Below are 26,119 nucleotides of genomic sequence, written 5' to 3'. Positions count from 1 at the left end.
TGACACCGGACTGATCCAGCCACCGGCCGGCGGGCCGTCAGTGCGGTGTCAGCCGCCGCTGCTTGCATGTCGGCCATGCCACCTGCCGAGATCACCGTGTCCCAGCGACTGCGCGAACTGCCGCGTGCCGAACTCGCCGACGAGATAGAGACACTCGTCGTCGGAAAGTTCAAGGACGTTCTCCTGATGGACGACACGGAGGAATTCCCCGTCGACATCAGCTATTTCGACCTCGGTCTCACCTCGCTGCGACTGACCGAGATACGACAGAGCCTGGAGCAGCTCCTCGATCTGTCCATCAACGTGAACGTGTTGTTCAACGAGCCGACGGTCAACCACCTCGTTGATCACCTGGCCGACGCCCTGTCCACCCCTCCCACCCGCTGACCGACCAGGCCCAGGACCCAAGGAGTCGTTCCATGCCGCGTACGGAATCCGACACGGAAGAGACGAACCGGGCGCCGGCGCAGGCGCCCGAGCCGATCGCGATCGTCGGAATCGGGCTGCGATTCCCCGGCGGCAGCGGCTCACCCGACGAGTTCGACGCCTTCCTGCGCGAGGGGCGCAGCGGGATAGGGCCCATACCGGGCGACCGGTGGGACGTGGCCGCGTTCACCCCCGAGTCGCCGGAGGACAAGGGGAAGATCCACACCTCGGCGGGCGGCTTCCTCGACCGCGTCGACCAGTTCGACGCCTCCTTCTTCAACATCTCGCCCAAGGAAGCCCAGTACATGGACCCCCAGCAGCGCATGCTGCTGGAGACGGCCTGGCAGGCCCTCGAGCACGCCAACATCGACCCGACCCCGCTGCGCCGCGGCAACGGCGGCGTCTACATAGGCGCCAGCTCCATCGACTACTCGATGGAGCTGGACTCACTGCCGTTCGAGGAGCTGGAGGGCAACCTCGCCTCCGGCATCACCATGTTCCCGCTGTCGGGCAGGCTGTCGTACTTCCTGGGCTGGCGCGGCCCGAGCATGAGCATCGACACGGCGTGCTCCTCCTCGCTGGTCGCCCTCCACCTCGCCGTGCAGGGCCTGCGCGCGGGAGAGACCGACATCGCGCTGTGCGGCGGCGTCAACGCCCTGCACCACCCGCGCACCTCGGTGATGTTCTCCCACGCGCAGATGCTGGCACCCGACGGGCAGTGCAAGACCTTCGACGAGGCCGCCGACGGCTACGCCCGCGCCGAGGGCTGCGGTGTGGTCGTGCTCAAGCGCCTCAGCGACGCGACCCGGGACGGCGACACCGTCCTCGCGCTGGTGCGGGGCACCGCCGTCGGCCAGGACGGCGACAGCGCGGGCCTGACCGTGCCCAACGGCCCCGCCCAGGAGAAGGTCATCCGCACCGCCCTCGCCGCCGGACACCTGACCCCCGCGGACATCCAGTACGTCGAGGCGCACGGCACCGGCACCCCGCTCGGCGACCCCATCGAGTTCGGCGCCATCGGCGACGTCTTCGCCGATTCGCACACCAAGGGCGAACCGCTGGTCGTCGGTTCGGTGAAGACCAACCTGGGCCACATGGAGCCGGCGGCCGGCATCGTGGGCGTCATCAAGACGGTGCTCCAGATGCGGGCGGGGACCATCTACCCGCACCTCAACTTCCGCACGCCGTCCGGACGCATCCCCTGGGACCTCTACCCGGTGCGCGTGCCCACCGCGTGCGAGCCCTGGAAGGCCGAGGTCCGGCGCGCGGTCGTCAACAGCTTCGGCTTCGCGGGCACGATCGGGGCGGCGGTCCTGGAGGAGGCGCCGGCCCCGGCCGACCGGACGCCCGTGGAGCCGGCCCCGTCCGCGGTCCCCGTCTTCACCCTCTCCGCCAAGAACGCCGCCGCCCTGGGCGCCCAGATCGACAACTACCGCAAGCTGCTGGACGAGCGGCCCGACGTGGGGCTGGACGAGCTCTGCTACACCGCCAACGTCGCCCGCACCCACCACCCCTACCGCGTCGCGGGCCCGGTCGCCGACCGCACGGCGCTGGTGAACCTGCTGGACAGGGCCGCCGAGGAGAAGCACGGGGGGCCCTCCGGCATCCGCAGGACGGTGTTCATGTTCAGCGGCCAGGGCTCGCAGTACGCGGGCATGGGAGCCGCGCTCTACGAACGCTTCCCGGTCTTCCGCGAGCACGTCGACCTGTGCGACGAGCTGTTCGCCCCGCATCTGGGCCGCTCCGTGGCCGCACTGGTGCTCGGCACCGCGGACGACCCGGCGGCGATCGACCGCACCGAGTACACCCAGCCCGCCCTGTTCACCCTGGAGTACGCGCTCGCCAAGCTGTGGATGTCCTGGGGCGTGCGGCCCAACGCGCTCATCGGGCACAGCATCGGGGAGGTCGTGGCCGCGGCCGTGGCCGGCCTGTTCGACCTGCCGGACGCCGTGGCCCTGGTCGCCGCCCGCGCGCGGCTGATGCAGGCGGTGAGCGCACCGGGCGGCATGGCCGCCGTGGCCGCGTCCGCCGAGGACGTCGAGCCCCTCCTCGCCGGCCACCCGGACCTGGCCCTCGCGGCGGTGAACGCCCCGGACCAGTGCGTGGTCTCCGGCGGCGCCGCCGCCCTCGACGAGATCACCACCCTGCTCCGGGAGCAGGGCACCCGCGTCGACCTGCTGGCCGTCTCGCACGCCTTCCACTCGCCCCTGATGGCCGAGGTCTACGACGACTTCCGGGCCGCCCTCGAGGGCATCACGTTCCACGAGCCGGCCATCACCCTGATCTCCAACGTCACCGGCCGGCCGGCCCGCCTGCGGGAGATCGGCACCGCCGACTACTGGGTGCGGCACATCGGCGAACCCGTGCGCTTCCTGGACGGCATCCGGGCGGTCGCCCAGCGCGGCCGGCACGCCCTGATCGAGATCGGACCGCAGGCCGCCCTGACCGCCCTCGCCAGACGCTGCCTGAACGCCGAGGACCACGTGTGGCTGGCCAGCCTGCGCCGCCGCGACAGCTCCGTCAACACCACCCTGGACGCGCTCGCCGGATACTACGCCGCGGGCCTGACGGTCTCCTGGGCCGACTACCACGCGGACCGCCCCGCCGCCGCGAAGACGTCCCTGCCGACCTACCCCTTCCAGCGCAAGCGGTACTGGCTGCCCTCCACCGGGACCCGGCGCACGGGCGCGGCCGGCGGCAGGGCCCGCCACCTGCTGCTCGGCACGGAGGAACGGTTCGCCAGCGGGGTGCGGGAGTTCACCGCCGAGTTCACCTCCGAGGACCTCGGCGCGCTGAGCGACCTCGGTGACGGGGAACGCACGACACTGCCCACCGGCGCGTACGTCGACCTGTTCCTCGCGCTCCAGGACGCGGTCGCGGGGCACACCCGGGCCGCCGTCCGCGACCTGCGGTTCCTCGCGCCCCTGCACACGACCGCCGAGACCGCCACGGTCCTGACGTCCCGGTGGCGTCCGCGCGCCGGCGGCGGAGCCGACGTGGAGGTCTTCACCCTCGTCGGAGGCGAGGAGCACCTCCACGCCAGCGCCACGATCGCCGCCGAACGCGAACCGGTCGTGCCGGTCTCCGAGCTGGCCGAGCTGGACGCCGGGCTGGCGCCCGCCGGACAGCACATCGACGACGAGGACATCTACACCGACCTCGCCTCCGTCGGCCGTCCGCACGGCCCGCGCATGCGCCTGCTGCTGCGCGCCGCCCGGCACCGGGACGGTCTCGTCACCGGCGAGCTCACCGGCCGCGACGCCACCGCGGTCGAACACGTGCCGGCCGAACTCCTGGAGGCGGCGGTGCAGGCCGCCGTCGTCCTGGACCCCGAGGGCCCGGTGTTCGAGCCGCGCGAGATCGCCTCCGTACGGCACTTCAGAAAGCCCCGCGGGGAGCGGCTCCGCGTCCTCGCCCGCGTCCACGGCGACCAGGACCGCCGGGTCGCCGACATCCTCCTCCTGGAGAACGGCGACCCGGTCACCGAACTCCTCGGGGTCCGCCTGGCCCGCCCCGAGGGCCGCGTGGGCCGCCGCCAGTTCCTGCACCGGCCCGAGTGGGTGCGCAGGGCCCTCCCGGCGCGGACCGCCCCCGACGGCGACCGCCACCTGCTGCTGCTCGACCGGGCCGCCGGCCGGGCCGCCGCACCGGCCGGGCGGTCCGGCCTCCGGGTGACGGCGCCGTCCGACACCACCGACCTCAAGGCGGCCCTCGACGACGCGAGCGTCACCGACGTCTGCTGGGTCTGGCGACAGCGGCCGGAAGCCATGTCCGCCGGGCGGATGCGCGCCGAGTGCGAGGACAACTACCGCGAACTGCTGGCCCTGATCACCGCGATGGACGCGGCCGGACATCCCCGGCCGCCCCGGCTCTGGCTGGTGACCGAGGCCGCCCAGGCGCTCCCCGGCGACCCGGCCGGCGACGGCGGGCACCTCGCCGCGGCGACCCTGTGGGGATTCGGACGGGTGCTGCTCACCGAGTACCCGCAGTACCGCGCCACCCTCGTCGACCTCGCGCCCGGCAGCGACCTCGAGCCGCTGCTGCAGGAGTGGACCGCCGGGATCCCGGGCGAGTACCAGGTCGCCCACCGGCCCGGCAGGCGCTACGTCCGGCGGCTGCTCGCCGGGGACGCCACGCTGACCTGGAGCGGCGGCTACGAGCTGCGCGCCCCCGACTCCGGCGACCTGTCCGACCTGGCGCTCGCGCCCGCCGCGGACCGCGCGCCGGACGCCGACGAGGTGCAGATCGAGGTCCGTGCCGTCGCCCTCACCGACGAGGACGCCCGGACCGCGCTGGACACCGGCCGCGCCGAACGGGAGGAGGAGGAACCCCCGCCCGTGCTGGGCACCCTGGCCACCGGCATCGTGCGCGCCGTGGGCGAGGGGGCCGGGTTCACCGAGGGGGACGAGGTCCTCGTGCGCCACGCGGGGACCCTGCGCTCCACGCTCACCGTCCCGTCCGCGTCGGTCGTGCTCGCGCCGCGCTTCGGCCCGCACGACGGAAGCCGGCACTTCCGCCTGGACGAGGCGGGCGAGGCCCTGCGCACCGCCCTCACCGACCCGGCCGCCGAGGTGTGGCTGGACCTGCCGGGCACGCACGCCGAGGAGGCCGCGCCCCCGGCGGACGGCGAGGAGGTCACCGACGCCGCCGTCCGTCCCGACCGCACCTACGTCGTCACCGGCGGCCTCGGCGGGCTGGGTCTCGTCACGGCCCGCAAGCTCGTGGCTCTGGGAGCACGTCACCTGACCCTGGTCAGCCGCGGCGGAAAGCCCACCGAGGAGGCCGCGCCGGTGCTGGAGGAGCTGGCCGGGAGCGCCGAGATCGTCCTCGTCCGGGCCGATGTGAGCACCTCCGAGGGCGTGCGCACGCTGGTGGACGAGGTGGCGGCCGGCCCGTACCCGGTCGGCGGCCTGGTCCACGCGGCCGGGTCCTACGACAAGAAGCTGATCGCCGAACTGACCTGGGAGTCCATCGACGCCCAGCTCGCCGCGAAGGCGTACGGCGGCTGGCTGCTCCACGAGGCCGCGCGGGACTCCTTCCCGGAGCTGGAGTTCTTCGTGACGTACTCGTCGATCGCCTCCGTCCTCGGCGGCGCCACCCAGGGCCACTACGCGGCGGCCAGCGCCGGGCTCGACAGCCTCGCCGAGTGGCGCACCCGCCAGGGCCTGCCCGGTCTCTCCGTCAACTGGGGCGCCTGGGCGAGGGTCGGCATGTCCGCCCGCCTGGAGGAGCACCTCAGCCGCGAGATCGAACGCAGCGGCGTCCGCTTCTTCTCGCCGACCCGGGCCCTGGACACCCTGGCCCGGCTCTGGGGCGGCCGTCCGCGCACCCAGAGGGTGGTCGGCGAGTTCGACTGGGACCGCTACGTGGCCGGCAGCGCCACCGGCGACCAGTTCTACGACCGCCTCGCGCGGCGGGACGCCGCAGCCGCCGACGACGGCTTCGACGCCGCCTCGCTCGGTGCCCTGTCCGCACCGGAGCGCAGGGCCCTGATCACCCAGGTGGTCCGGGAGAAGGTCGTCGCCGTCCTGCAGATGGCGGCCGACGACGAGCTGGACGAGTCGGTCGAGTTCGTGTCGCTCGGCCTGGACTCGCTGATGGCGCAGAACCTCAAGTCCGGCCTCGAGCGGGTGTTCCGGCTGCCGCTGGCCGCTTCGATCACCTTCGACCACCCGACGGTGCGACAGCTCGCCGCCTTCCTCGACGGGCAGCTGTGCCCGGTCCCCACGGCATGACCCGCACGACCAGTCCCGGACGAACGGGGAGGACTCCATGACCACCACGACCACCACGACCACCACGACCACCACGACCACCGCGGACAACGCCAGTTGGACGCTCACCCACACCTCCCGCGCCCACGCCGGCAGCCGCCCGCACCACGCGGCGATCGTCTGCGAGGGCCGGACCACCACCTACGGCAAGCTGCACCGCGAGAGCAACCGCGCGGCCCACGCCCTGCACGCCAGCGGTGTGCGGCGCGGCGACCGGGTCGCCTACCTGGGGCGCGAGTCGGAGAACTACTACCTGGTCATCCTCGCCTGCGCCAAGGTCGGCGCGGTCCTCGTGCCGGTCAACTGGCGGCTCACCCCGGACGAGGTCGACCACATCCTGCGCGACTCGGGCGCCGTCCTGGTCTTCGTCGACGACGAGTTCTGGGACACCGCCGCCAAGGTCCGCCCCCACCTGCCCGAGTTCCACACGGTGATCCGTGTCGACGGCACCGACGCCGACGGGGAGCCGGCCCGCGGCGCCGGGCTGCCCGCCTGGTACGCGTGCCTGCCGGACACCGAGCTGGAGACCGGCGCCGGGCCCGACGACCCGGTCGTGCAGATCTACACCAGCGGCACCACCGGGCTGCCCAAGGGGGCCGTGCTCGCCCACCGCAGTTTCTTCACCCTGCCGCGGGCGATGCACGAGCACGGCGCCGCCTGGATCGACTGGCTGCCCGAGGACGTCGCCCTGATCTCCCTGCCCGGCTTCGGCATCGCGGGCATCGGCTGGTTCATGCACACGTTCAACGCCGGCGGCACCAGCGTGATCATGCCGCAGTTCGATCCGCAGGAGGCGGTGCGGCTGATCCGTACCCACCGGGTCACCACCACCTTCGCCGCGCCGGCCATGCTCCAGATGATGGCCGGCGAGCGGACCGCGGGTCCGGACGCGTTCGTCTCCCTGCGCAAGGTCTGCTACGGGGCCGCCCCGATGTCGGAGACGCTGCTGAAGCAGTGCCTGGAGACGTTCGACTGCGAGTTCGCGCAGATCTACGCCAGCACCGAGACCGGCAGCGTGGCGGTGTGCCTGCCTCCCGAGGACCACTACCCGGGCAGCGCGGTCCTGGAGTCCGTCGGCCGGCCCTGCCCCGGCAACGAGGTGAAGGTGATCGGCCCGGACGGCTCCGAACTGCCGCCCGGCGCCATCGGCCAGATCTGCGTCCGGGCGCCCTCCCGGATGCTCGGCTACTGGAACCTCCCGGAGGCCACCGGCCGGACCCTGGTGGGGGAGTGGCTGCACATGGGCGACGCCGGCTACCTCAACGAGGACGGCTACCTCTACCTCTGCGACCGCATGAACGACACCATCATCGTCGCCGGGCAGAACATCTACCCGGCCGAGGTCGAGAAGGCGCTCGCGGCACACCCCGCCGTCGCGGACTCCGCGGTCGTCGGGCTGCCCGACGAGCGCTGGGGCGAGGCGGTGCACGCCGCCGTGGTCCTGCGCCCCGGAACCACCGCGACCCCCCGGGAGCTCCTGCTGTTCCTGAGGGGCACCCTCGCCGACTACAAGATCCCCGGCGCCTACCACATCGTCGACGGCCTGCCCCGCAACCCGTCGGGCAAGATCCTGCGCCGCGCGGTGCGGCAGCAGCTCTCGGCCCCGGCCCGCGATCCGCTGGTCTGAACCGGAAGTGACGGCAGAAACGAGAGAGGAAGCGGCACCCATGGACGCCGAACGGCCCGGCCCCGCCCCGGAAGGGGCGGGGACCCCCGCGCGACGAGTGATCGACGAGACGCTCCCCCGCGACCGCCCGCAGTCCCCGGGCGGACCCCTGCGCATCGGAATCCTGCTCCCCACCAGGGAGCAGGCCATCAGCGGCACCTACGCGGCGGCCCCCCTCCTGGACTTCGCCCGCCGGGCCGAGAGCCTCGGCTTCGACTCCCTGTGGGCCGGCGACTCCCTGACGGCCCGCCCCCGCCTCGACCCCCTCGTCGTGCTCTCCGCCGCGGCGGCCGCCACCGAGCGGATCACCGTCGGCACCGCCGCCCTCACCCCCGCCCTGCGGCACCCGCTGATCGGCGCCAACATGGTGGCGAGCCTCGGCCACGTCGCGCGGGACCGCCTGGTCCTCGGCCTCGGCTCCGGATTCCCGATGCCCGAGACGGAGGAGGAGTTCGCCTCGGTCGGGGCCTCCTTCACCGGGCGGGTCGGCCGCCTCGACGAGATCGCCGACCTCTGGCGCACCGCCTGGTCCGCGGGCGAACCGGGCAGTCCCACCGGCTTCCGGGGGAAGTACTGGGAGGCCGACCGGCTGGACCGGCTGCCGAGCCCCGCCACCCCCGGCGGTCCGCCGCTCTGGCTGGCGGGCAGCGACACCCCGAAGGTGCTCGCCCGCGCGGCCACCCGCTACGACGGCTGGCTGCCCTTCCTGCCGGACGTCGACGCGTACGGCAGGGCCTCCCGGCGGATCGCCGAACTGGCCCGCGAGGCGGGCCGCGGCCCCGGCGCCGTGACCCCCGCGCTGTACGCGACGGTCACCGTCGACAGCGACGCCACCGCCGCCAGGGCCGAGCTGGAGCACTACATCCACCACTACTACGGGCGCTCGCTCGAACAGATGTCGTCCATCCAGGCCTACGGCTGGGGGAGCGCGGAGCAGTGCGCCGAATGGCTCGGCGGTTACGTCCGCGCCGGCGCCCGGCACCTCGTCCTGCGGATCGGTTCCCTCGAGCCGGAGGCGCAGCTCAAGGAGGTCGCCGAGGTGCTGCTCCCCGCAGTGCGCGAGATCGACCGGACCCTCACCGAAGGAGGAACGAAACCGTGACCAGTGCCATAGGCATGGACATGTCCCGTACAGGCCAGTGGTTCCACCCCGTCGAGCCGTCCCCGGACGCCTCCGTACGGCTCTTCCTGCTGCCGCACGCGGGCAGCGGCGCCATCATCTACCGCGACTGGGAGAAGCTGCTCCCGGCCGACATCGCCGCCCAGGCGGTGACCCTGCCCGGCCGCCACAACCGCCGCACCGAGACCATGTACGAGGACTGGGACCCGCTGGTCGACGCCCTCCACGAAGCGGTGCTCGACGACCTCGACGACCGGCCCTTCGCCTTCTTCGGACACTGCCTCGGCGCCCAGCTCGCCTTCCGGCTGACCACCCGGATGGAGGAGGAGGGCGGCCCGTCCCCCGTCATGGTCGGCATGTCCGGCTGGTCGCCGGTGGGCTGGTACGCGCCCACCGAGGAGCAGAGCCGGATGCCGGAGCCCGAACTGGTCGAGTGGATCAAGCGCCTGGGGTCCTTCCCCGCCGAGATCTACGACAACCCGGCGATGCTCGCCCTGGTGGTCCCGGCCCTGCGGGCCGACCTCAGGGTCGCCGCGCAGTACGTGGACGACAAGGCGGGGGTCCGCTGCGCGCTGGCCTCCTACGGGGGCCGTTCCGACCCGCTCCAGGAGGACCCGGAGGCCATGAAGGAGTGGGCGCGGCGCAGCCCGGCCTACCTCGGCCACAGCGAGTACCCCGGCGGCCATTTCTACATCGACGCCCACGCGCAGGCCGTCACGATGCACTTCGCCCAGCGGCTGCAACGGGTCGTCGCCTCGGCCGCGCGCTGAGCTCCCCGCCGGCCCGTCGGCGGCCGGGTCCGGGGCGTCAGCAGCACGTCAGAGCCGTGTCAGCACCTTTTGGCACCGTTGTGGAGGCCGCGCCCGACAACCGTCCGGGCCCGGCCCCGCCCCCACCGGTGCCCCCCACGATCCCGAGGAGTACGCCCGATGGCAGACAACGCCACGGACCAGGGCCCGACCCGGGCCCTGGTGCTGGCCAATCCCGCCTCCGGCAGTCACAGCCCCCAGCTGGTGCGTGACGTGGCGGAGTTGTGCGCCGGCGGTCTGGAGCACGTCGACATCCACCTCACCACGGCACCGGGCGACGCCACCGTCGCCGTGCGCCGTGCCCTGGAAGGGCCGGGCCGTGCACCCGACCTGGTGGTCGTCGTCGGAGGGGACGGCACCGTCCGCGAGGTCGTGCAGGCACTGGCCTCCGTGCCCGGCCGCGCCGCGCTCGCCGTGGTGCCCGGCGGTACCGGCAACTCCGGTTACAAGATGCTGTGGGGCGAGCGTCCCTGGACCGAATCCCTCAAAGCGGTCCTCACCGACCCGGGCGCCGGCGGCAGCGCCCGGCTGCGGCGCCTCGACCTGGCCCGCCTCACCGAGACCGGGCAGTGCGTCTACCTGGGCGCCTGCTCCGGTGTGATCGCCGACGCGCTGATCAGGGCGCGGGACATCCCCCTGACGGGCAGGGACCTGTACACCAAGGCGTTCGCCGACACCGCGGCCGGGTACGTCCCGTACCCGGGCCGTGTCACCGTCGACGGCCGCGTGGTGCACGAGGGCCCGACCGTCCTCGCCAACGTCGGCGGCGGCCGGTACCGGGGCGGGCGTTACCTCGTCCTGCCCGACTCGCTCCTCGACGACGGACTGCTCGACGTCTGCGTCATCGGAGGCGGCGTGCCCGCCGCCGACGTTCCCGAACTCACCAGGACGGCGGCCCACATGGGGCTCCCGGACACCGTCTACGCCCGCGGCCGCACCGTCACCGTGGAACGCACCGACGGCCGGCGGCTGCCCCTGGAGCACGACGGCGAGTACCAGCACGGCATCGGCCCGTCGGCGACCTTCGAGGTCATGCCCGGCGCCCTCGCCGTGTGGGCTCCCGCGCAGGAACGACCCTGACCTCCCCGGGCCTCCCGGGACCTCGTTCTCCCCGCCGGACCGGCACACCTGACGGCCCGGCAGCCACCACCATCACATGAAGAAGGAGACCGCCATGAGCGACCTCACCCAGACCGTCACCCAGTACCTGGCGCTGTGGAACGAGACGGACGCCGAGAAGCGCGCGGCGGGCATCGCCGAGCTCTTCGCGCCCGGCGCCCCGTACATCGACCCGCTCGCCGCCGTCGAGGGACACGACGGCGTCGGGGCCGTGATCGCCGGTGCCCAGGAGCAGTTCAAGGGACTCTCCTTCGAGCTGCACGGTGCGGTGGACACCCACCACAACATCGCCCGCTTCCAGTGGGGCCTGGTGACCGAGGCGGGCGCCGAGCCCGTCGCGATCGGCTTCGACGTCCTCGTCACCGGTGACGACGGCCGCATCAACGGCGTCTACGGGTTCCTGGACAAGGTTCCCGGCGCCTGATCCCGCACGCGCGGCGGGCGGGGGCGACCGGAGCACCGGCGCCCCCGCCCTCCCCGCGTCCTCCCCGTAGAGAAGGTATGTCGCGCCATGACGGCTGCTGTACTCAGCGAAAGCGTGGTCAGGGCCCTGTGCGAGCAGTGGGAGGGCCAGGCGCGGCCCACCACCCGCTCCCGCCCGCCCACGGACACACCGCTGCGCGAACTGTCCCACTGGGCCGCGAACCTGCGTCCCGAACAGATTCCCTGCCGTGTCCTCAAGCTCGCGGCCAGCCAGGTGCTCTCCCAGATCGCCTCGATCCGGGCGGGCCTCCAGCACCCCCTGGGACGCCGCCTGGTGGCCGCCTTCGGCCACCCCATGCAGCGCGACCCGCGCACCGCGGCGAGCGTCTTCGCCGCCCTCGGCTCCTGGCTCAACCTCGACGACACCGCCTACGCCGGCCATCTGTCCAACTCCACCGTCGCCGTGCCCCTGGCCTTCGCGTACGCCCGCCAGCTCGACGGACTGTCGCTGCTGACCGCGGTGGTCGCGGCCAACGAGTGCGCGGCCCGCATCACCGCCTCGGCCACCCTCGGCCCCCTGCGCGGACAGAGCGCCGTGCACACCCACCTGGCCGGTGCGGTGGCCGGCCGGCTGCACTGCGACCGGGCCCCGGCGGACCAGTGGGAGAACGCCTTCGGGCTCGCCTTCGCCATGCCCAACTGGCCGCTGATGCGCGCCTTCCTGGCCAGTGACGCACGCCTGTTCAACACCTTCACGCCGGTCCGCACCGCGATGGACGCGTGCGACGCGGCCGCCGCCGGACTGCGCGGCGCCCCCGACATCCTCGAACACCAGGACGGCTTCCTCGACCGGTTCGCGACGGTTCCGCTGCCCCAGGCGGTGGCGAAGGGGCTCGGCCGCCGCTGGCACACCGAGACCCTCTCGTTCAAGATGCACCCCGGCGGTCCCGGGATCGACGCGGCCGTGGACTGCGCCGCCGAGATCCACCGCGACATCGGTCCGCTGCGCCCGGAGGACGTGCGGGAGATCGTGGTGGAGGCGTCCCTGTACACGCTGTTCGCGGGGGAGCGCGCCGCCCGGTACGTCGACGGCCCCCGCTCCCCGCTGGGCGCTCTCGTCCTGGACGTTCCCTACCCGGTCGCCACCACCTTGCTGACCGGCGAGTTCTCCGTGGACGACTTCTCCGCGCCGCAGCTGGAGGACCCCGTGCGCTGGGAGCTGGCGCGCCGGGTGCGGCTGGAGCACGACACGACGATGACCCGTGAACTCTTCCTCTCGGACGCCCCGTTCGGTGAGGCGGTGCGCGAGGCGGGACCGCTGGCCGTCCCGTGGCTGCGGGGCTTCGGCGGTGACGAACTGGTCGACCTCGTGGGCAGCCTGGAGGCCGACGGCCGGGACTTCTCCCGCTCCACCAAGGCCACCGGCGCCCGGGTCGTCGTGCGGCTGGCGGACGGCCGGACCCTCTCCCGTTCCCGTCTGATCCCGGTCGGCGCCGCGGGCCCGGACACGCGCTCCCGGCACTCCGAGATGGTCCAGGAGAAGTTCCTGTCCGTGGGAGGGCCGCGCCGGGTGGCCGACACCGTGGGCCGTCTGCACCGCATGCGCAAGGCGGGCGTGCGCCGCTGGATAGAGGCCGCCTTCCTCGACTGAACGCAGGCACACGCGAAGGACGGAGGTGATCGCTCCCGCTCCAGGCGCACGTCAGAACGTCAGAACATCAGGTAACGCAGGTGAAGAAGTGCACCCGACCCACAGAGGGGTTCCCCCATGTCGCTCGATGCTCAGACCCGTGTGCTGGACTGGCCGTTCGCCCGGACCGAGAACGGCGAGCCGTCGCCGATCCTCGACGAACTGCGCAAGGCGCCGCCCTGCGCCGTACGCATTCCGGAGGGGGCGACCGAGTCGCGGCTGGCCTGGCTGGTGACCCGGTACGCCGACGTGCGACAGGCCCTGTCCGATCCCCGGCTCAGTGCCGACGAGCGGCTGCCCGGTGCGCCGGTGCGCATCCAGTTACCCCCGGGCAGCAACCCGAGTTCGTTCCTGCGTCTGGACGACCCCGAACACGCCCGGCTGCGCGGGCTGATCCAGACCGAGTTCACCATGCGCCGGGTGCGCCGGCTCAAGGAGCCGGTGCAGCGGCTCGTCGACGACCTCCTCGACCGGTTCGCGGAACTCGGACAGCCGGCGGACCTGCACGCGGCGTTCTCGCGGACCCTGCCGACGCTGGTCATAGCCCGGCTGCTGGGCGTCCCGGACGAGGACTCCCCGTTCTTCATCGAGAAGACCCAGGTGACCATCTCCCAGGAGGATCCGGCCGCGGCGTACGCCGCGTTCGTGGAGATGTCCGACTACCTCGCCGAGCTGGCCCGCCGCAAGACGCGGCGGCCCGAGGACGACCTGATCAGCCGGCTGGCCGTGCACCACACCAACGGCACGATCACCCTGGACGAACTGGTCGGCATCGCCCGGCTGGTCCTGGTGGCGGGCCACGAGACGACCACGAACCAGATAGCCCTCAACGTCCTCGGACTGCTGCGGGACGACAGTCTGTTCGCCAAGGTGGCCGCCGACGACGGCGCCCTCGTCCCGCAGTACGTCGAGGAGTCGATGCGCTACTGGTCGATCTCGCAGGACGCGATGGTCCGCCAGGCCCTCGAGGACATGGATCTCGGCGGGGTGCCGATCGCCAAGGGCGACGCGGTGGTCATCTCCGTCCCCGCGGGCAACCACGACGAGTCGGTGTTCGCCTGCCCCCGCACCATCGACCTGGACCGGGAAACCGGCGCCCACCTCCAGTGGGGCCACGGCCCGCACTACTGCCAGGGCGCTCCGCTCGCGCGGATGGAGATGGAACTCTCCCTGCGCACCCTGCTGCGGCGCTTCCCCACCCTCCGGCTGGCGGCCGAGCCGAGCACGGTCTTCCGCCGGGGCACCGTCTTCCACGGGGTGACGAGTCTCCCCGTGACCTGGTGACCGAGCAACACGAAATACGAAAAACAGGAGAGTAGCCGCAATGACCTCTGAAGCAAGCCCGGACCTCGTCGTCGAGGAACGCGGACGGCCCACCCCGGCACCGGCGGCCGCCCCCTCCGCCGGTGCCCTCGTGGTGGTGCTGGTGGGCACCTTCATCACCGTTCTCGACTTCTTCATCGCCAACGTGGCGGTTCCGGCCATCCGGTCGGACCTCCAGGCAGGCGCCGCCCAGGCCCAGCTGATCGTCGTCGGTTACGGGGTCGCCTTCACGGCGGGCCTCATCACCGGCGGCCGGCTCGGTGACATGTACGGCCGCCGGAGGATGTTCTCCCTCGGCATGACGCTCTTCATGATCACCTCGGCGGCCTGCGCCTTCGCGCCGACGATCGACTTCCTGGTGGTCGCGCGCATCGCCCAGGGCGCGAGCGCCGCGCTGATGGTCCCCCAGGTCCTCGGCATCATCGGCACGGTCTACACCGGCGCCGCCCGCGGCCGGGCCTTCACCACCTACGGCCTGATCGTCGGGCTGGCCGGCGTCTTCGGCCAGTTCATCGGCGGGGCCCTGATCAGCGTCGACGTGGCCGGCCTGAGCTGGCGGACCATCTTCCTCATCAACGTCCCGCTGTGCCTGGTCTCGCTGGCCTTCGTCAAGCGCACGATCCCCGAGTCGCGCGGCGCCGGAGGGACCCGCCTGGACCTGACGGGCGCACTGCTGGTCACCGGATCCCTCGCGCTCATCGTGTTCGCGCTCCTGGAGGGCCAGGAGCGGGACTGGCCGGCGTGGGTCTGGGGCTGTCTGGCCGGGGCCGCCGTGCTGGTCGCGGTGACCGTCCGGCACCTGCGCCGGCGGGCCGCGGACAACGCGGGGCCGCTGATCGAGCCCGCGCTCTTCCGGGTCCGCCTCTTCACGGTGGGCCTGGCCGCCACGGTCGTCTACTTCCTGGCCATGGGGTCGTTCTTCTTCATCCTCGCCCTCTACCTCCAGCAGGGCATGGGCCTGTCGCCCCTGGAGTCCGGCCTCGTCTTCCTCGCGGTGGGCGCCGGCTACTTCGGCGCCTCGCTGGTGTCGGCGCGGTTCGCCGGCAAGCTGTCCGCCCGGACCGTGGCCTGCGGCCCGCTGACCCTCGCGGCCGGTTACACCGCCGTCGCCTTCACGGCGAACGGGCTCGGCCCGCGGGGGAACGTGCTCTGGCTGCTGCCGATGCTGCTCGTCGCCGGACTGGGCATGGGCCTGACCACCGGGCCGCTGACCAACCTGGTGCTGGGCGCGGCCGTGCCCGAGCACGCCGGCTCCGCGTCGGGGCTGATGAACACCGCGCAGGAGGGCGGGGCCGCCCTCGGGGTGGCGGTCGCCGGATCGGTCTTCTTCCCGGCGCTCGCCGAGGCGGGCGGCTCCGCCGGCGCCTACCCGGACGCGTTCTCGCTCACGCTCGTCCCGCTCGTCGGGCTCGGCCTCGCCGCCGCGGCCCTGGTGCTGGTCGCACCCGGGCGCGCCGCCCGCGGCTGACCCGCCTCCCCCCCCCCGCCACCAGAGGCTCACCGGAGCCCGCCAGAGGAAGGAAACGCCCATGCCGTACGTCACGACCAGGGACGACACCCGGCTCCACTACAAGGACTGGGGTGCCGGGCGCCCCGTCGTCCTGCTGGGCACCGCCATGATGGACTCCCGCATGTGGGAGTTCCAGGCGTCCTTCCTCGCCGAGCGGGGACTGCGCTGCGTCACCTACGACCGGCGTGGCTGCGGGCGTTCGGACACCCCCTGGGACGGCTACGACTACGACACCCTCGCGGCCGACCTCGCCGACCTCCTCGACCACCTCGACCTGCGGGACGCGGTGCTGGTGGGGTACGCCGTCGGGGGCGGCGAGGCCGTGCGCTACCTGTCCCGGTACGGCGCCGGCCGGGTGGCGAAGCTGGCACTGGTCGCCTCCACGACCCCGTTCCTGCTGCGGACCGAGGACAACCCGGACGGGCTGGACATCGCCCTCCTCGACGAGACGGCCGAGGCCATCCGGCGGGACCGGGCCCAGTGGCTGAGCGACTGCACCGTGCCGTTCTTCGGCGGCCCGAACGCGGATCCGGCCGCCCTGCCGGTGTCGTCCGAACTCGCACGATGGCTGGTGAGCACGGGCCTGGAGGCCTCGCCCCGGGCGGGGACCGAGATCTACCGCACCCTGTTCACCACCGACCAGCGCGCGGAGACCGCCGGGATCACCGTGCCCACGCTCGTCATCCACGGCACCGAGGACCTCGCGGCGCCCTACGCCCTGTGCGGGCCGCGGACGGCGGAACTCATCGACGGCAGCCGGTTCGTGCCGTACGAGGGCGCCCCGCACGGCCTGTTCGCCACCCATGCCGAGCGGCTCAACGAGGACCTGCTGGCCTTCGTCAAGGAGTGACGGCCGAACCCGCAGGACACCGCACCGCCCGGACTGCCCGGACCCTCAGGGTCCGGGCAGTCCGGCGTTCAGCGCATCGGGATGAACGCATCGATGATCTCCTCCACGCGTTCCACGAGGTCCTCGCGGTCGTTGAGCACCCAGGAGATGTGCTGGGCGCCGAACACGGCGGCGCCGAGCGTGCGGGCCATGGCCTCGGGATCGGTGTCCGCGGGGAGGTGTCCCGCCTTGCGGCACCTGTCCAGGAGGTCGGTCAGCACGTTCAGCGTCTCCACGTACGGGACCGGCAGCTCGGCCTTGATGTAGGGCCGCTCGATCTGCAGGCGGGCGCCGGCGTGGATGAAGACGTCCTCGCGGAAGGCCCGGGCGAGTCGCCTCAGGACGTCCACGAAGGTCGACAGCGACGCCGGGTCGCCGTGCTCCAGAGCGCCGTTGACGGTCCTCTGCATGCGCCGGTAGAACTCCTCCAGCACCGCGACGGCGAGCGCCTCCTTGTTGGGGAAGTGGAAGTAGACGGCCCCCTTCGTCATCTGCGCGCCGTCGGCGATGTCCTTGATGGTGACCTGGGGAAAGCCGTCGGTGGCGAACGCCGCCGCCGCGGCGTTGAGGATCGTCGCGCGGGTGCGGATCGCGCGTTCCTGCTTGGGGTGCGAAGTGTCGTCGAAGGTGGTGCCCGCGGTGAGGCGGGTCCTTGGCTCATTGCGCTCGTTACTCATGACGTCCATATCGTGCCGCGCCGGTTACTGGCTCTGACCGCCCCAACCCCCCTGCCGTTGTGAGCAGTTGCCCCATGGAACCGCACCACGGTGAGCCTTGCAATATACCTTCGCGCAGGTATATTAATGATTGCACAAAGGGCTTCGCACGTCTGTTCGCTCGCAGGGTTGCTCCAGCTGAGAGGCGAGGTATTCAGATGTCTGTCGTACTCGATGATCCCAGACCCGCGCAGGCGCCGTCCCGGGGCGCGGAGAACGAAGTGCTCAGCTTCCTCCAGCCCGTCACACGTGAGTTGGTGCACCGCAGCGCCATCGCCGAGGTCTTCGTCACCGACGGGGTCCGCACCGGTGCGGACACCTTCTCGGTGGCGGCCCAGTGGCCGCGCGACCACGCTTTGTACCACCCGGACGAGAACGGGCTGAACGACCCGCTCTTATTTGCGGAAACGTTGCGCCAGGCCTATTTCTACGGGGCCCACACGTACTTCGGGGTGCCCCTCGGCTCCCGCTTCATCGGCCAGGACGTGAGCTTCGACATCACGGACCCGGCCGCGCTCCGTGTCGGGGGCGCACCGCTGGCCGTGGTCCTGCGCGGGACGTGGACCGAGGAGCGGGACCGGCGGGGGCGGACGGCCGGGGCGCGCCTGGACGTGACGCTCATGGTCGACGGCCGCCCCTGCGGGCGCGGCCACACCCGCGGACTCATGGTGGACGACCGGCGCTACGGGCTCCTGCGGGGGCGTCCGGCCGCGGACGACGGGACCGCCCCTCCTCGCCCCGGGCCGGACACCGGGATCGCGGGGCCGAGCCGGGTGGGCCGGCTGCGCTGGAAGGACTGCGTCCTGCAACGGGACCGGTCCGGCCGGCGGTGGGTGCTGCGGGTCGACCGTGACCACGCGGTCCTCTTCGACCACCCCACCGATCACGTACCGATGATGGTCCTGCTGGAGGGCTTCCGGCAGTTCGGCCATCTCACCGTCCACGAGGCGCCCCGCAGCGCGTACGCCGGACAGGCCTTCGCCCTGGCCGGCCTCTCCCTGGACTGCGCCGCCTTCGGCGAACTGGGGGAAGAGATCGTCCTGGACCTCGACGAGGGATCGCCCGACGGGTGCACCCTGGGAGTCGCGGCCCGTCAGGGGGAGAAGCTGCTGGCCCGCGCCAGCATGACCTGGACGTGCGTGGGCGACCGCGCCCCCCGGTCGCGGTTCACCTCCTGGTGATCCGCCGGCGGCCCGGCCAGGACCCGCCTCAGTGCGCGGAGGCGTCGTCGAGCGCCTGGGACAGGGCCTCCCACATCGCGTCGACGGCATCGGCCGCCTCGGCGCCCGCCCGCCCGCGACCGGAGTCGGGGCCGGTCTCCGTCAGGAACGTACCGAAGAGCGCGGCCATGATGAGGTCGGCCACGGGGACCGTGGGGACCGCGGCGTTCCAGTGGCCCGCCTTCTGAGTCTCGCGCACCAGATGCAGCACGAGACCGTGCGTCTCCGCCAGCAGGGGCACCGGCCTGGCGGTCGAGCGGGCGGTCTCCGCGGACAGGCGCAACGCGGCGAGGGCCCGCGCGTCCGTACCGAAGAGCCGGCCGAGACCGAGGACGAGTGACCGCAGACGGCTCAGCGCCGGACGGGGCGGGACCCTGGCCTCGGCGAGCAGTTCCTCCAGCGCACAGGACAAGTGGTTGTCCAGCGCGACGGCCAGGTCCTCCTTGGTCGCGAAGTGACCGTACAGCGCGCCCTTCGTCAGTCTGATGCGGTCCGCGATGTTCTGCAGGTTCGCGTTCGCGTAGCCGTACCGCGCGAACTCGAGGGCGGCCGCGTCGAGTACGCGGTCGTACGTCCGCAGGGCACGTGCCTGTTTGGGCATGACGCCTCCCTTCTGTGCCGGCTCCGTAGCGGGACCGAAGTGCAAAAGATACGTTCGTGAACGAATTCTATTCATCGAATGAGGTACTCGCCAGATGATGCAGTGTCACAATCCGGCAGAAGAGCGGGCCGACGAGATCTCCCCCGTGCTCCCGGCGTCCGTCCTGGCCGCGGCCGAGAGCGCCGCCACCCACGCCGTGCTCGCCGACGACGCCCGCAGGCTCGGGGACGAGACCGTCGCACTCCTCACCCGCGCCGGCTTCGCACGCCACTTCGTGCCCCGCGCCTGGGGCGGCCCGGAAGGAACGTTCGGGAGCCTGTTCGCGGCGGCCGCCGCGGTGGGGGAGGGGTGCGCCTCGGCGGCGTGGTGCGCGGTCCTGTGGGCGGCCCACAGCCGGTTCGCGGCCTACCTGCCGCCCGACGGCCAGCGCGAACTGTGGGGGGCCGGCCCGGACGTCCGGATATGCGCCTCCGTCAGACCCTCGGGCCAGGCGCGCCGGCTGCCGTTCGGCCGGCTGCTGAGCGGCGAGTGGGAATGCGTCAGCGGGGTGGACTTCGCGGACTGGCTCCTCGTGTGCGCGTCCGAGCCCGGCGCGGAGGGCGCGGCGGGGCCGCGCATGTTCGCGGTGCCGAAGGGCGACTTCCGCGTGCGCGACTCCTGGAACGGCAGCGGGATGCGGGGCACCGGCAGCCACACCGTGGTGCTGGAGAACGCCTTCGTGCCGGACCACCGCAGCTTCCCCATGGCGGACCTGCTGGCGGGGACGCCCGGCCCGGGCCGCTCCCGGTGCCACACCGTGCCCGCCCACCTCGCCGGCGGTCTCCTCTTCTGCGCCCCGGCGCTCGGCGCGGCCCGCGGCGCGCTGGCCGCGTGGTCGGTCTGGGCGGCCCGGACCCAGGCCCGGGACCTCCCGCAGCACGACGGCAGCCGCCTGCACCACACGCTGGCCCGCTCGGCCGACGACATCGAGGCCGCGGAACTCCTCCTCCTCGACGCGGCCAGAGCCGCCGACGCGGGCGCCCGCGGCGAGAGCGACGTCCTCAGGAACCGGCGCAGATCCGCCGCCGCCGTCGATCTGCTCGTGGAGGGCGTCGAACGGCTCTTCCGGACCGCGGGTACGGGCGCCGGCGGCCGTCCGGGCCCGATCGAACGCAGCTGGCGGGACGTCCACACGGTCGCCGCCCACCAGATGCTCCGCAGGGAGGCGGCGGCGATGGCCTACGCGGCGTCCGTCTTCTCCACGCTCGGCGACCACGACTCCCTGACCACCGTCACGCTCACCGCACTGCAGGAGGCATCCGCGTCATGACCATCGAACCGCTGTTCCCGCTGGACGACCCCACGCCCGCCTACCTGGTGTTCTGCGACATCGACGACACCCTCATCCGCTGCCGGAGCGGGGTGGAGTTCCTCCGCCACTACGCCGGGTCCCGGCACGGGGCGGAGGGCGAGAGAGCCACCGACGAACTCCTCGCGGACCTCTACGCGCGGATGGCCCGCGGCATGTCGCGGGAGGAGGCCAACCGGGAGTACCACCGGGCCTGGAGACGCAGTCCGGTCGACGAGGTCGAGGAACACGCCGCCCGGTGGTACGAGCAGCGCAGCGCGGCCGCGGACTTCTACATCGCCGAGACGGTCGACGCCCTGCGCCGGCACCGGGCCGCGGGCGCGGCCGTGGCACTGGTGTCCGGGTCGTTCCCCCTGCTGATGCCGCACGTCGCGCGGGCGGTCGGGGCGCAGTACGTGCTCGGGGCCCGGCTGGAGAGGTGCGGCCGCGTCCTCACCGGTGAACTGCTGGGCCGCCCCGCCATCGGCGAGGGCAAGTGCGTCCTCGTGAACGAACTGCTCGGCCTCCACCCCCGGATCACCCCCGAGGACTGCCACGCCTACGGCGACCACGAATCCGACCTGCCCATGCTGAACATGGTCGGGCACGCCACGCTGGTGGCCCCCGACGGGTCGCACACGCCCGTGCGCCCGGCGGTCATGGCCTGACCCGCCCGGTACGCGCGGCACCGCGGGCCCGCCGGACGGGGCGGGCCCGCGGTGCCGCGGTGCCGTCGCGTCAGATGTCGCGGAAGATCTCGATCTGCGCGCCCACCGAGTTGAGGCGCGCCGCGAGGTCCTCGTAGCCGCGGTTGATGACGTACACGTTGCGCAGCACCGAGGTGCCCTCCGCGGCCATCATCGCCAGCAGGACGACCACGGCCGGACGCAGCGCCGGCGGGCACATCATCTCGGCGGCGCGCCAGCGGGTGGGGCCGTCGACCAGGACGCGGTGCGGGTCGAGCAGCTGGAGGCGGCCGCCGAGGCGGTTGAGGTCGGTGAGGTAGATGGCCCGGTTGTCGTAGACCCAGTCGTGGATCAGGGTCTGGCCCTGCGCCGAGGCCGCGATGGCGGCGAAGAACGGCACGTTGTCGATGTTCAGGCCGGGGAACGGCATGGGGTGGATCTTGTCGATCGGCGCCTCCAGCTTGGAGGGCTTGACGGTGAGGTCCACCAGCCGGGTGCGGCCGTTGTCGGCGGTGTACTCGGGGGAGCGGTCATGGTCGAGGCCCATCTCCTCCAGGACGGCCAGCTCGATCTCGAGGAACTCGATCGGCACCCGCCTGACGGTCAGTTCGGACTCGGTGACCACGGCCGCGGCCAGCAGGCTCATCGCCTCGACCGGGTCCTCGGAGGGCGAGTAGTCCACGTCCACGTCGATGTCCGGCACGCCGTGCACGGTGAGCGTGGTGGTGCCGATGCCCTCGACCTCGACGCCCAGCGCCTCCAGGAAGAAGCAGAGGTCCTGGACCATGTAGTTGGACGAGGCGTTGCGGATGACCGTCACGCCGTCGTGGCGGGCGGCGGCCAGCAGCGCGTTCTCGGTGACCGTGTCGCCGCGCTCGGTGAGCACGATCGGGCGGCCCGGGGTGATCGTCCGGTCCACCTGGGCGTGGTACAGGCCCTCGGTGGCCGCGATGTCGAGGCCGAAGCGGCGCAGCGCGATCATGTGCGGCTCGATGGTGCGCGTGCCGAGGTCGCAGCCGCCGGCGTAGGGCAGCTTGAACTCCGTCACGCGGTGCAGCAGCGGGCCGAGGAACATGATGATCGAGCGGGTGCGGCGGGCCGCCTCCGCGTCGATCGACGCCATGTCCAGTTCGGCGGGCGGCACGATCTCCAGGTCCACGCCGTCGTTGATCCAGCGGGTCCGTACGCCGATGGAGTTGAGAACCTCCAGCAGGCGGTAGACCTCCTCGATCCGGGCCACCCGTCGCAGGGTGGTGCGGCCCTTGTTGAGGAGCGAGGCGCACAGCAGCGCCACACAGGCGTTCTTGCTGGTCTTGACGTCGATGGAGCCGGAGAGCCGGCGCCCGCCGACCACCCGCAGGTGCATCGGGCCCGCATAGCCGAGGGAGACGATTTCGCTGTCGAGGGCCTCGCCGATGCGGGCGATCATCTCAAGGCTGATGTTCTGGTTGCCGCGCTCCACCCGGTTGATCGCGCTCTGGCTGGTGCCGAGGGCTTCCGCCAACTGCGCCTGCGACCAGCCGCGATGCTGTCGTGCGTCACGGATGAGGCGGCCGATGCGTACGAGATAGTCGTCTGCCATGTGACTGAGGCTATCTCAGATATGAGATGACGCATCTTGAGGGCGGAGTGGCGCGGCCGTCCGGGTGACCGGAGGCCGGATCAGCGCCGCCGGGTGGTGGTCCGGTAGCCGAACGGGCCGGGCAGGTCCATCGAGGTGGTGCGGCGGCCGGTGGAGCTGTAGGTGTGCTTCGGGCCGTCGCCGGAGCCGAAGGTCAGCGACCAGGACTTCTTGTTGATGTTGAGCCGGACGCCGGGGAATATCCGGAAACTCTTGCGGAACGTGAGCGGCACGGTGCCATCCTCTCGCCGGTTCTGCGGACGGGTCTTTTCGAGTGCTCCCCGAGCGGATACCCGGAGGCGGGCCCCGCATGGCTCCCCCGCCCGCGACGGCTCATGCTGAACGGGGCCGGGGCATGACCAGGCCGACCCTATGTACTAGAGTTATCTCGACATCGAGATATCTGTCGGAGGAACGCCGCTGCTGCCGCTCCGGTAAGGCTTACCTAACTTAGCCTTGCCCCGGCGGATCGCCAAACCGGCGTGGCGGCACCATGCGGCGCGGTGGTACGCGCACATAAATGAAGGAGACTGTCGTGTCGGCGAACAGCTTCGACGCCCGCAGCACGCTGCAGGTGGGCGACGAGTCGTACGAGATCTTCCGGCTGGACAAGGTGGAGGGCTCGGCCCGCCTGCCGTACAGCCTCAAGGTCCTGCTGGAGAACCTGCTGCGCACCGAGGACGGCGCGAACATCACCGCCGACCACATCCGGGCGCTCGGCAGCTGGGACTCGCAGGCGCAGCCCTCGCAGGAGATCCAGTTCACGCCGGCCCGCGTGATCATGCAGGACTTCACCGGCGTGCCCTGCGTCGTGGACCTCGCCACCATGCGCGAGGCCGTGAAGGAGCTCGGCGGCGACCCGTCGAAGATCAACCCGCTGGCCCCGGCCGAGCTGGTCATCGACCACTCGGTCATCGCCGACAAGTTCGGCACCCACGAGGCGTTCGCCCAGAACGTCGAGCTGGAGTACGGCCGCAACCGCGAGCGCTACCAGTTCCTGCGCTGGGGCCAGACCGCGTTCGACGAGTTCAAGGTCGTCCCGCCGGGCACCGGCATCGTCCACCAGGTGAACATCGAGCACCTGGCCCGCACGGTCATGGTCCGCGGCGGCCAGGCCTACCCGGACACCCTGGTCGGCACCGACTCGCACACCACCATGGTCAACGGCCTCGGCGTCCTCGGCTGGGGCGTCGGCGGCATCGAGGCCGAGGCCGCCATGCTCGGCCAGCCGGTCTCCATGCTGATCCCGCGCGTCGTCGGCTTCAAGCTGACCGGCGAGCTGCAGCCCGGCACCACCGCCACCGACCTGGTGCTCACCATCACCGAGATGCTGCGCAAGCACGGCGTCGTCGGCAAGTTCGTCGAGTTCTACGGCGAGGGCGTCGCCGCCACCTCGCTGGCCAACCGCGCCACCATCGGCAACATGTCGCCCGAGTTCGGCTCCACCGCCGCGATCTTCCCGATCGACGACGAGACGCTGAACTACCTCAAGCTGACCGGCCGCAGCGAGCAGCAGGTCGCGCTGGTCGAGGCGTACGCCAAGGAGCAGGGCCTCTGGCTGGACCCGTCCGCCGAGCCGGACTTCTCCGAGAAGCTCGAGCTGGACCTGTCCACCGTCGTCCCGTCGATCGCCGGCCCGAAGCGCCCGCAGGACCGCATCGTCCTGGCGAACGCCGCCGAGCAGTTCAAGACGGACGTCCGCAACTACGTGACGGACGAGATGGAGGCGAGCATCGAGTCCTTCCCCGGCTCCGACGCCCCGTCGACCCTCCCGGACGCCACCCCGTCCAAGCCGGTCCCCGTCACCGCCCCCGACGGCTCGACCTACGAGCTGGACCACGGCGCCGTGACCGTCGCCGCGATCACCTCCTGCACCAACACCTCGAACCCGTACGTCATGGTCGCCGCCGCGCTGGTGGCCAAGAAGGCGGTCGAGAAGGGCCTGACCCGCAAGCCGTGGGTCAAGACCACCCTCGCCCCGGGCTCCAAGGTCGTCACCGACTACTTCGACAAGGCGGGCCTGACCCCCTACCTCGACAAGGTCGGCTTCAACCTGGTCGGCTACGGCTGCACCACCTGCATCGGCAACTCCGGCCCGCTGCCGGACGAGGTCTCCCAGGCGGTCAACGAGCACGACCTCGCGGTCACCTCGGTGCTCTCCGGCAACCGCAACTTCGAGGGCCGGATCAACCCGGACGTCAAGATGAACTACCTGGCGTCCCCGCCGCTGGTCGTCGCGTACGCCCTGGCCGGCTCCATGAAGGTGAACATCACCGAGGACGCCCTGGGCACCGACCAGGACGGCAACCCGGTCTTCCTCAAGGACATCTGGCCCTCCGAGGCCGAGGTCAACGAGGTCGTGGCCTCCGCCATCGGCGAGGACATGTTCTCCAAGTCCTACCAGGACGTCTTCGCGGGCGACGCCCAGTGGCAGGCGCTCCCGATCCCGACCGGCGACACCTTCGAGTGGGACCCGCAGTCCACCTACGTGCGCAAGCCCCCGTACTTCGAGGGCATGACCATGGAGACCACGCCGGTCGAGGACATCACCGGCGCACGCGTCCTGGCCAAGCTGGGCGACTCGGTCACCACCGACCACATCTCCCCGGCCGGCGCCATCAAGGCCGACACCCCGGCCGGCAAGTACCTCACCGAGCACGGTGTGGAGCGTCGTGACTTCAACTCCTACGGCTCGCGCCGGGGCAACCACGAGGTCATGATCCGCGGTACGTTCGCCAACATCCGCCTGCGCAACCAGATCGCGCCGGGCACCGAGGGCGGCTACACGCGCGACTTCACGCAGGAGGGCGGCCCGGTCGCCTTCATCTACGACGCCTCGCAGAACTACCAGGCCGCCGGCATCCCGCTGGTCGTCCTGGCCGGCAAGGAGTACGGCTCCGGCTCGTCCCGCGACTGGGCGGCCAAGGGCACCGCGCTCCTGGGCGTCAAGGCCGTCATCGCCGAGTCCTACGAGCGCATCCACCGCTCGAACCTCATCGGCATGGGCGTCCTGCCGCTCCAGTTCCCGGAGGGCCAGTCGGCCTCGACCCTCGGCCTCACCGGCGAGGAGTCCTTCTCCATCACCGGCGTGACCGAGCTGAACGAGGGCACCACGCCGCGGACGGTCAAGGTCACCACCGACACCGGCGTGGAGTTCGACGCGGTCGTCCGCATCGACACCCCCGGTGAGGCGGACTAC

Annotated in this window: 19 protein-coding genes; 15 read left to right on the top strand and 4 right to left on the bottom strand. The window is 72.2% G+C overall.

Going from position 1 to position 26,119, the window contains the following annotated elements:
- Positions 1–75: 75 nt before the first annotated feature.
- From A2U95_RS24050 to A2U95_RS24000, 11 genes are all read left to right on the top strand, one after another.
- Positions 76–387 (top strand): acyl carrier protein, encoded by a 312-nt coding sequence (locus A2U95_RS24050; protein WP_166026665.1) that lies wholly within the window; start codon positions 76–78, stop codon positions 385–387.
- 32 nt (positions 388–419) lie between these two features.
- The gene (locus A2U95_RS24045) at positions 420–6,161 is read left to right on the top strand and encodes a type I polyketide synthase (RefSeq protein WP_166026664.1); all 5,742 of its coding nucleotides are present in this window, start codon (positions 420–422) and stop codon (positions 6,159–6,161) included.
- Positions 6,162–6,198: 37 nt separating this feature from the next.
- Positions 6,199–7,827, top strand: a complete 1,629-nt coding sequence (locus A2U95_RS24040) for a fatty acid--CoA ligase (RefSeq protein ID WP_166026663.1) — start codon at positions 6,199–6,201, stop codon at positions 7,825–7,827.
- Between the two features lie 40 nt (positions 7,828–7,867).
- A complete protein-coding gene (locus A2U95_RS24035; RefSeq protein WP_166026662.1) occupies positions 7,868–8,968 on the top strand; it encodes an LLM class flavin-dependent oxidoreductase in 1,101 nt (366 codons plus the stop codon).
- A gap of 20 nt (positions 8,969–8,988) precedes the next feature.
- Complete coding sequence (locus tag A2U95_RS24030; protein ID WP_166026710.1) at positions 8,989–9,756, top strand: thioesterase II family protein; 768 nt, start codon at positions 8,989–8,991, stop codon at positions 9,754–9,756.
- A 159-nt stretch (positions 9,757–9,915) separates the two neighbouring features.
- On the top strand, positions 9,916–10,875 hold the full coding sequence (locus A2U95_RS24025; protein WP_166026661.1) for a diacylglycerol/lipid kinase family protein: 960 nt from the start codon (positions 9,916–9,918) through the stop codon (positions 10,873–10,875).
- 76 nt (positions 10,876–10,951) lie between these two features.
- Positions 10,952–11,338 carry a nuclear transport factor 2 family protein gene (locus A2U95_RS24020; RefSeq protein ID WP_420857047.1) on the top strand — a complete coding sequence of 129 codons (387 nt, stop codon included), beginning with the start codon at positions 10,952–10,954 and terminating at the stop codon, positions 11,336–11,338.
- Between the two features lie 87 nt (positions 11,339–11,425).
- Positions 11,426–12,988 (top strand): MmgE/PrpD family protein, encoded by a 1,563-nt coding sequence (locus A2U95_RS24015; protein ID WP_166026660.1) that lies wholly within the window; start codon positions 11,426–11,428, stop codon positions 12,986–12,988.
- A 117-nt stretch (positions 12,989–13,105) separates the two neighbouring features.
- A complete protein-coding gene (locus A2U95_RS24010; protein WP_166026659.1) occupies positions 13,106–14,311 on the top strand; it encodes a cytochrome P450 in 1,206 nt (401 codons plus the stop codon).
- Positions 14,312–14,351: 40 nt separating this feature from the next.
- Positions 14,352–15,818 carry an MFS transporter gene (locus A2U95_RS24005; protein ID WP_166026658.1) on the top strand — a complete coding sequence of 489 codons (1,467 nt, stop codon included), beginning with the start codon at positions 14,352–14,354 and terminating at the stop codon, positions 15,816–15,818.
- Between the two features lie 61 nt (positions 15,819–15,879).
- Complete coding sequence (locus A2U95_RS24000) at positions 15,880–16,710, top strand: alpha/beta fold hydrolase (protein ID WP_166026657.1); 831 nt, start codon at positions 15,880–15,882, stop codon at positions 16,708–16,710.
- Positions 16,711–16,778: 68 nt separating this feature from the next.
- Here A2U95_RS24000 and A2U95_RS23995 read toward each other — a convergent pair whose 3' ends face one another.
- Positions 16,779–17,426 (bottom strand): ScbR family autoregulator-binding transcription factor, encoded by a 648-nt coding sequence (locus A2U95_RS23995; protein ID WP_240957951.1) that lies wholly within the window; start codon positions 17,424–17,426, stop codon positions 16,779–16,781.
- Between the two features lie 197 nt (positions 17,427–17,623).
- Here A2U95_RS23995 and A2U95_RS23990 point away from each other — a divergent pair, with 197 nt between their 5' ends.
- Complete coding sequence (locus tag A2U95_RS23990; protein WP_166026655.1) at positions 17,624–18,646, top strand: ScbA/BarX family gamma-butyrolactone biosynthesis protein; 1,023 nt, start codon at positions 17,624–17,626, stop codon at positions 18,644–18,646.
- Between the two features lie 28 nt (positions 18,647–18,674).
- Here the strand turns inward: A2U95_RS23990 and A2U95_RS23985 are convergent, their stop codons facing one another.
- Complete coding sequence (locus tag A2U95_RS23985) at positions 18,675–19,286, bottom strand: TetR/AcrR family transcriptional regulator (protein ID WP_240957950.1); 612 nt, start codon at positions 19,284–19,286, stop codon at positions 18,675–18,677.
- Between the two features lie 94 nt (positions 19,287–19,380).
- Between A2U95_RS23985 and A2U95_RS23980 the strand changes: the two genes are divergently transcribed.
- Positions 19,381–20,595, top strand: coding sequence for an acyl-CoA dehydrogenase family protein (locus tag A2U95_RS23980; protein WP_166026653.1), 1,215 nt, complete (start codon positions 19,381–19,383; stop codon positions 20,593–20,595).
- A complete protein-coding gene (locus A2U95_RS23975) occupies positions 20,592–21,281 on the top strand; it encodes an HAD family hydrolase (RefSeq protein ID WP_166026652.1) in 690 nt (229 codons plus the stop codon). The genes A2U95_RS23980 and A2U95_RS23975 overlap by 4 nt, the downstream gene beginning before the upstream one ends.
- Before the next feature lie 70 nt (positions 21,282–21,351).
- On the opposite strand, the gene A2U95_RS23970 is transcribed toward A2U95_RS23975, so the two are convergent.
- On the bottom strand, positions 21,352–22,881 hold the full coding sequence (locus A2U95_RS23970; protein ID WP_166026651.1) for a UDP-N-acetylglucosamine 1-carboxyvinyltransferase: 1,530 nt from the start codon (positions 22,879–22,881) through the stop codon (positions 21,352–21,354).
- An 80-nt stretch (positions 22,882–22,961) separates the two neighbouring features.
- Complete coding sequence (locus A2U95_RS23965; protein WP_166026650.1) at positions 22,962–23,153, bottom strand: DUF4236 domain-containing protein; 192 nt, start codon at positions 23,151–23,153, stop codon at positions 22,962–22,964.
- 287 nt (positions 23,154–23,440) lie between these two features.
- Between A2U95_RS23965 and acnA the strand changes: the two genes are divergently transcribed.
- Positions 23,441–26,119 (top strand): aconitate hydratase AcnA (gene acnA / locus A2U95_RS23960; protein ID WP_166026649.1); only part of this gene is annotated, 2,679 nt, incomplete at its 3' end.

This window comes from Streptomyces chilikensis, from assembly GCF_001642695.1.
Taxonomy (GTDB): domain Bacteria; phylum Actinomycetota; class Actinomycetes; order Streptomycetales; family Streptomycetaceae; genus Streptomyces; species Streptomyces chilikensis.
The sequence above is the reverse complement of the archived record's forward strand: the minus strand, read 5'-3'. Positions and strand labels throughout refer to the sequence as shown.

Coding starts and splice junctions, on each gene's coding strand:
- A2U95_RS24050 (WP_166026665.1), top strand. CDS start 76: ATGCCACCTGCCGAGATCACCGTGTCCCAGCGACTGCGCGAACTGCCG.
- A2U95_RS24045 (WP_166026664.1), top strand. CDS start 420: ATGCCGCGTACGGAATCCGACACGGAAGAGACGAACCGGGCGCCGGCG.
- A2U95_RS24040 (WP_166026663.1), top strand. CDS start 6,199: ATGACCACCACGACCACCACGACCACCACGACCACCACGACCACCGCG.
- A2U95_RS24035 (WP_166026662.1), top strand. CDS start 7,868: ATGGACGCCGAACGGCCCGGCCCCGCCCCGGAAGGGGCGGGGACCCCC.
- A2U95_RS24030 (WP_166026710.1), top strand. CDS start 8,989: ATGTCCCGTACAGGCCAGTGGTTCCACCCCGTCGAGCCGTCCCCGGAC.
- A2U95_RS24025 (WP_166026661.1), top strand. CDS start 9,916: ATGGCAGACAACGCCACGGACCAGGGCCCGACCCGGGCCCTGGTGCTG.
- A2U95_RS24020 (WP_420857047.1), top strand. CDS start 10,952: ATGAAGAAGGAGACCGCCATGAGCGACCTCACCCAGACCGTCACCCAG.
- A2U95_RS24015 (WP_166026660.1), top strand. CDS start 11,426: ATGACGGCTGCTGTACTCAGCGAAAGCGTGGTCAGGGCCCTGTGCGAG.
- A2U95_RS24010 (WP_166026659.1), top strand. CDS start 13,106: ATGTCGCTCGATGCTCAGACCCGTGTGCTGGACTGGCCGTTCGCCCGG.
- A2U95_RS24005 (WP_166026658.1), top strand. CDS start 14,352: ATGACCTCTGAAGCAAGCCCGGACCTCGTCGTCGAGGAACGCGGACGG.
- A2U95_RS24000 (WP_166026657.1), top strand. CDS start 15,880: ATGCCGTACGTCACGACCAGGGACGACACCCGGCTCCACTACAAGGAC.
- A2U95_RS23995 (WP_240957951.1), bottom strand. CDS start 17,426: ATGAGTAACGAGCGCAATGAGCCAAGGACCCGCCTCACCGCGGGCACC.
- A2U95_RS23990 (WP_166026655.1), top strand. CDS start 17,624: ATGTCTGTCGTACTCGATGATCCCAGACCCGCGCAGGCGCCGTCCCGG.
- A2U95_RS23985 (WP_240957950.1), bottom strand. CDS start 19,286: ATGCCCAAACAGGCACGTGCCCTGCGGACGTACGACCGCGTACTCGAC.
- A2U95_RS23980 (WP_166026653.1), top strand. CDS start 19,381: ATGATGCAGTGTCACAATCCGGCAGAAGAGCGGGCCGACGAGATCTCC.
- A2U95_RS23975 (WP_166026652.1), top strand. CDS start 20,592: ATGACCATCGAACCGCTGTTCCCGCTGGACGACCCCACGCCCGCCTAC.
- A2U95_RS23970 (WP_166026651.1), bottom strand. CDS start 22,881: ATGGCAGACGACTATCTCGTACGCATCGGCCGCCTCATCCGTGACGCA.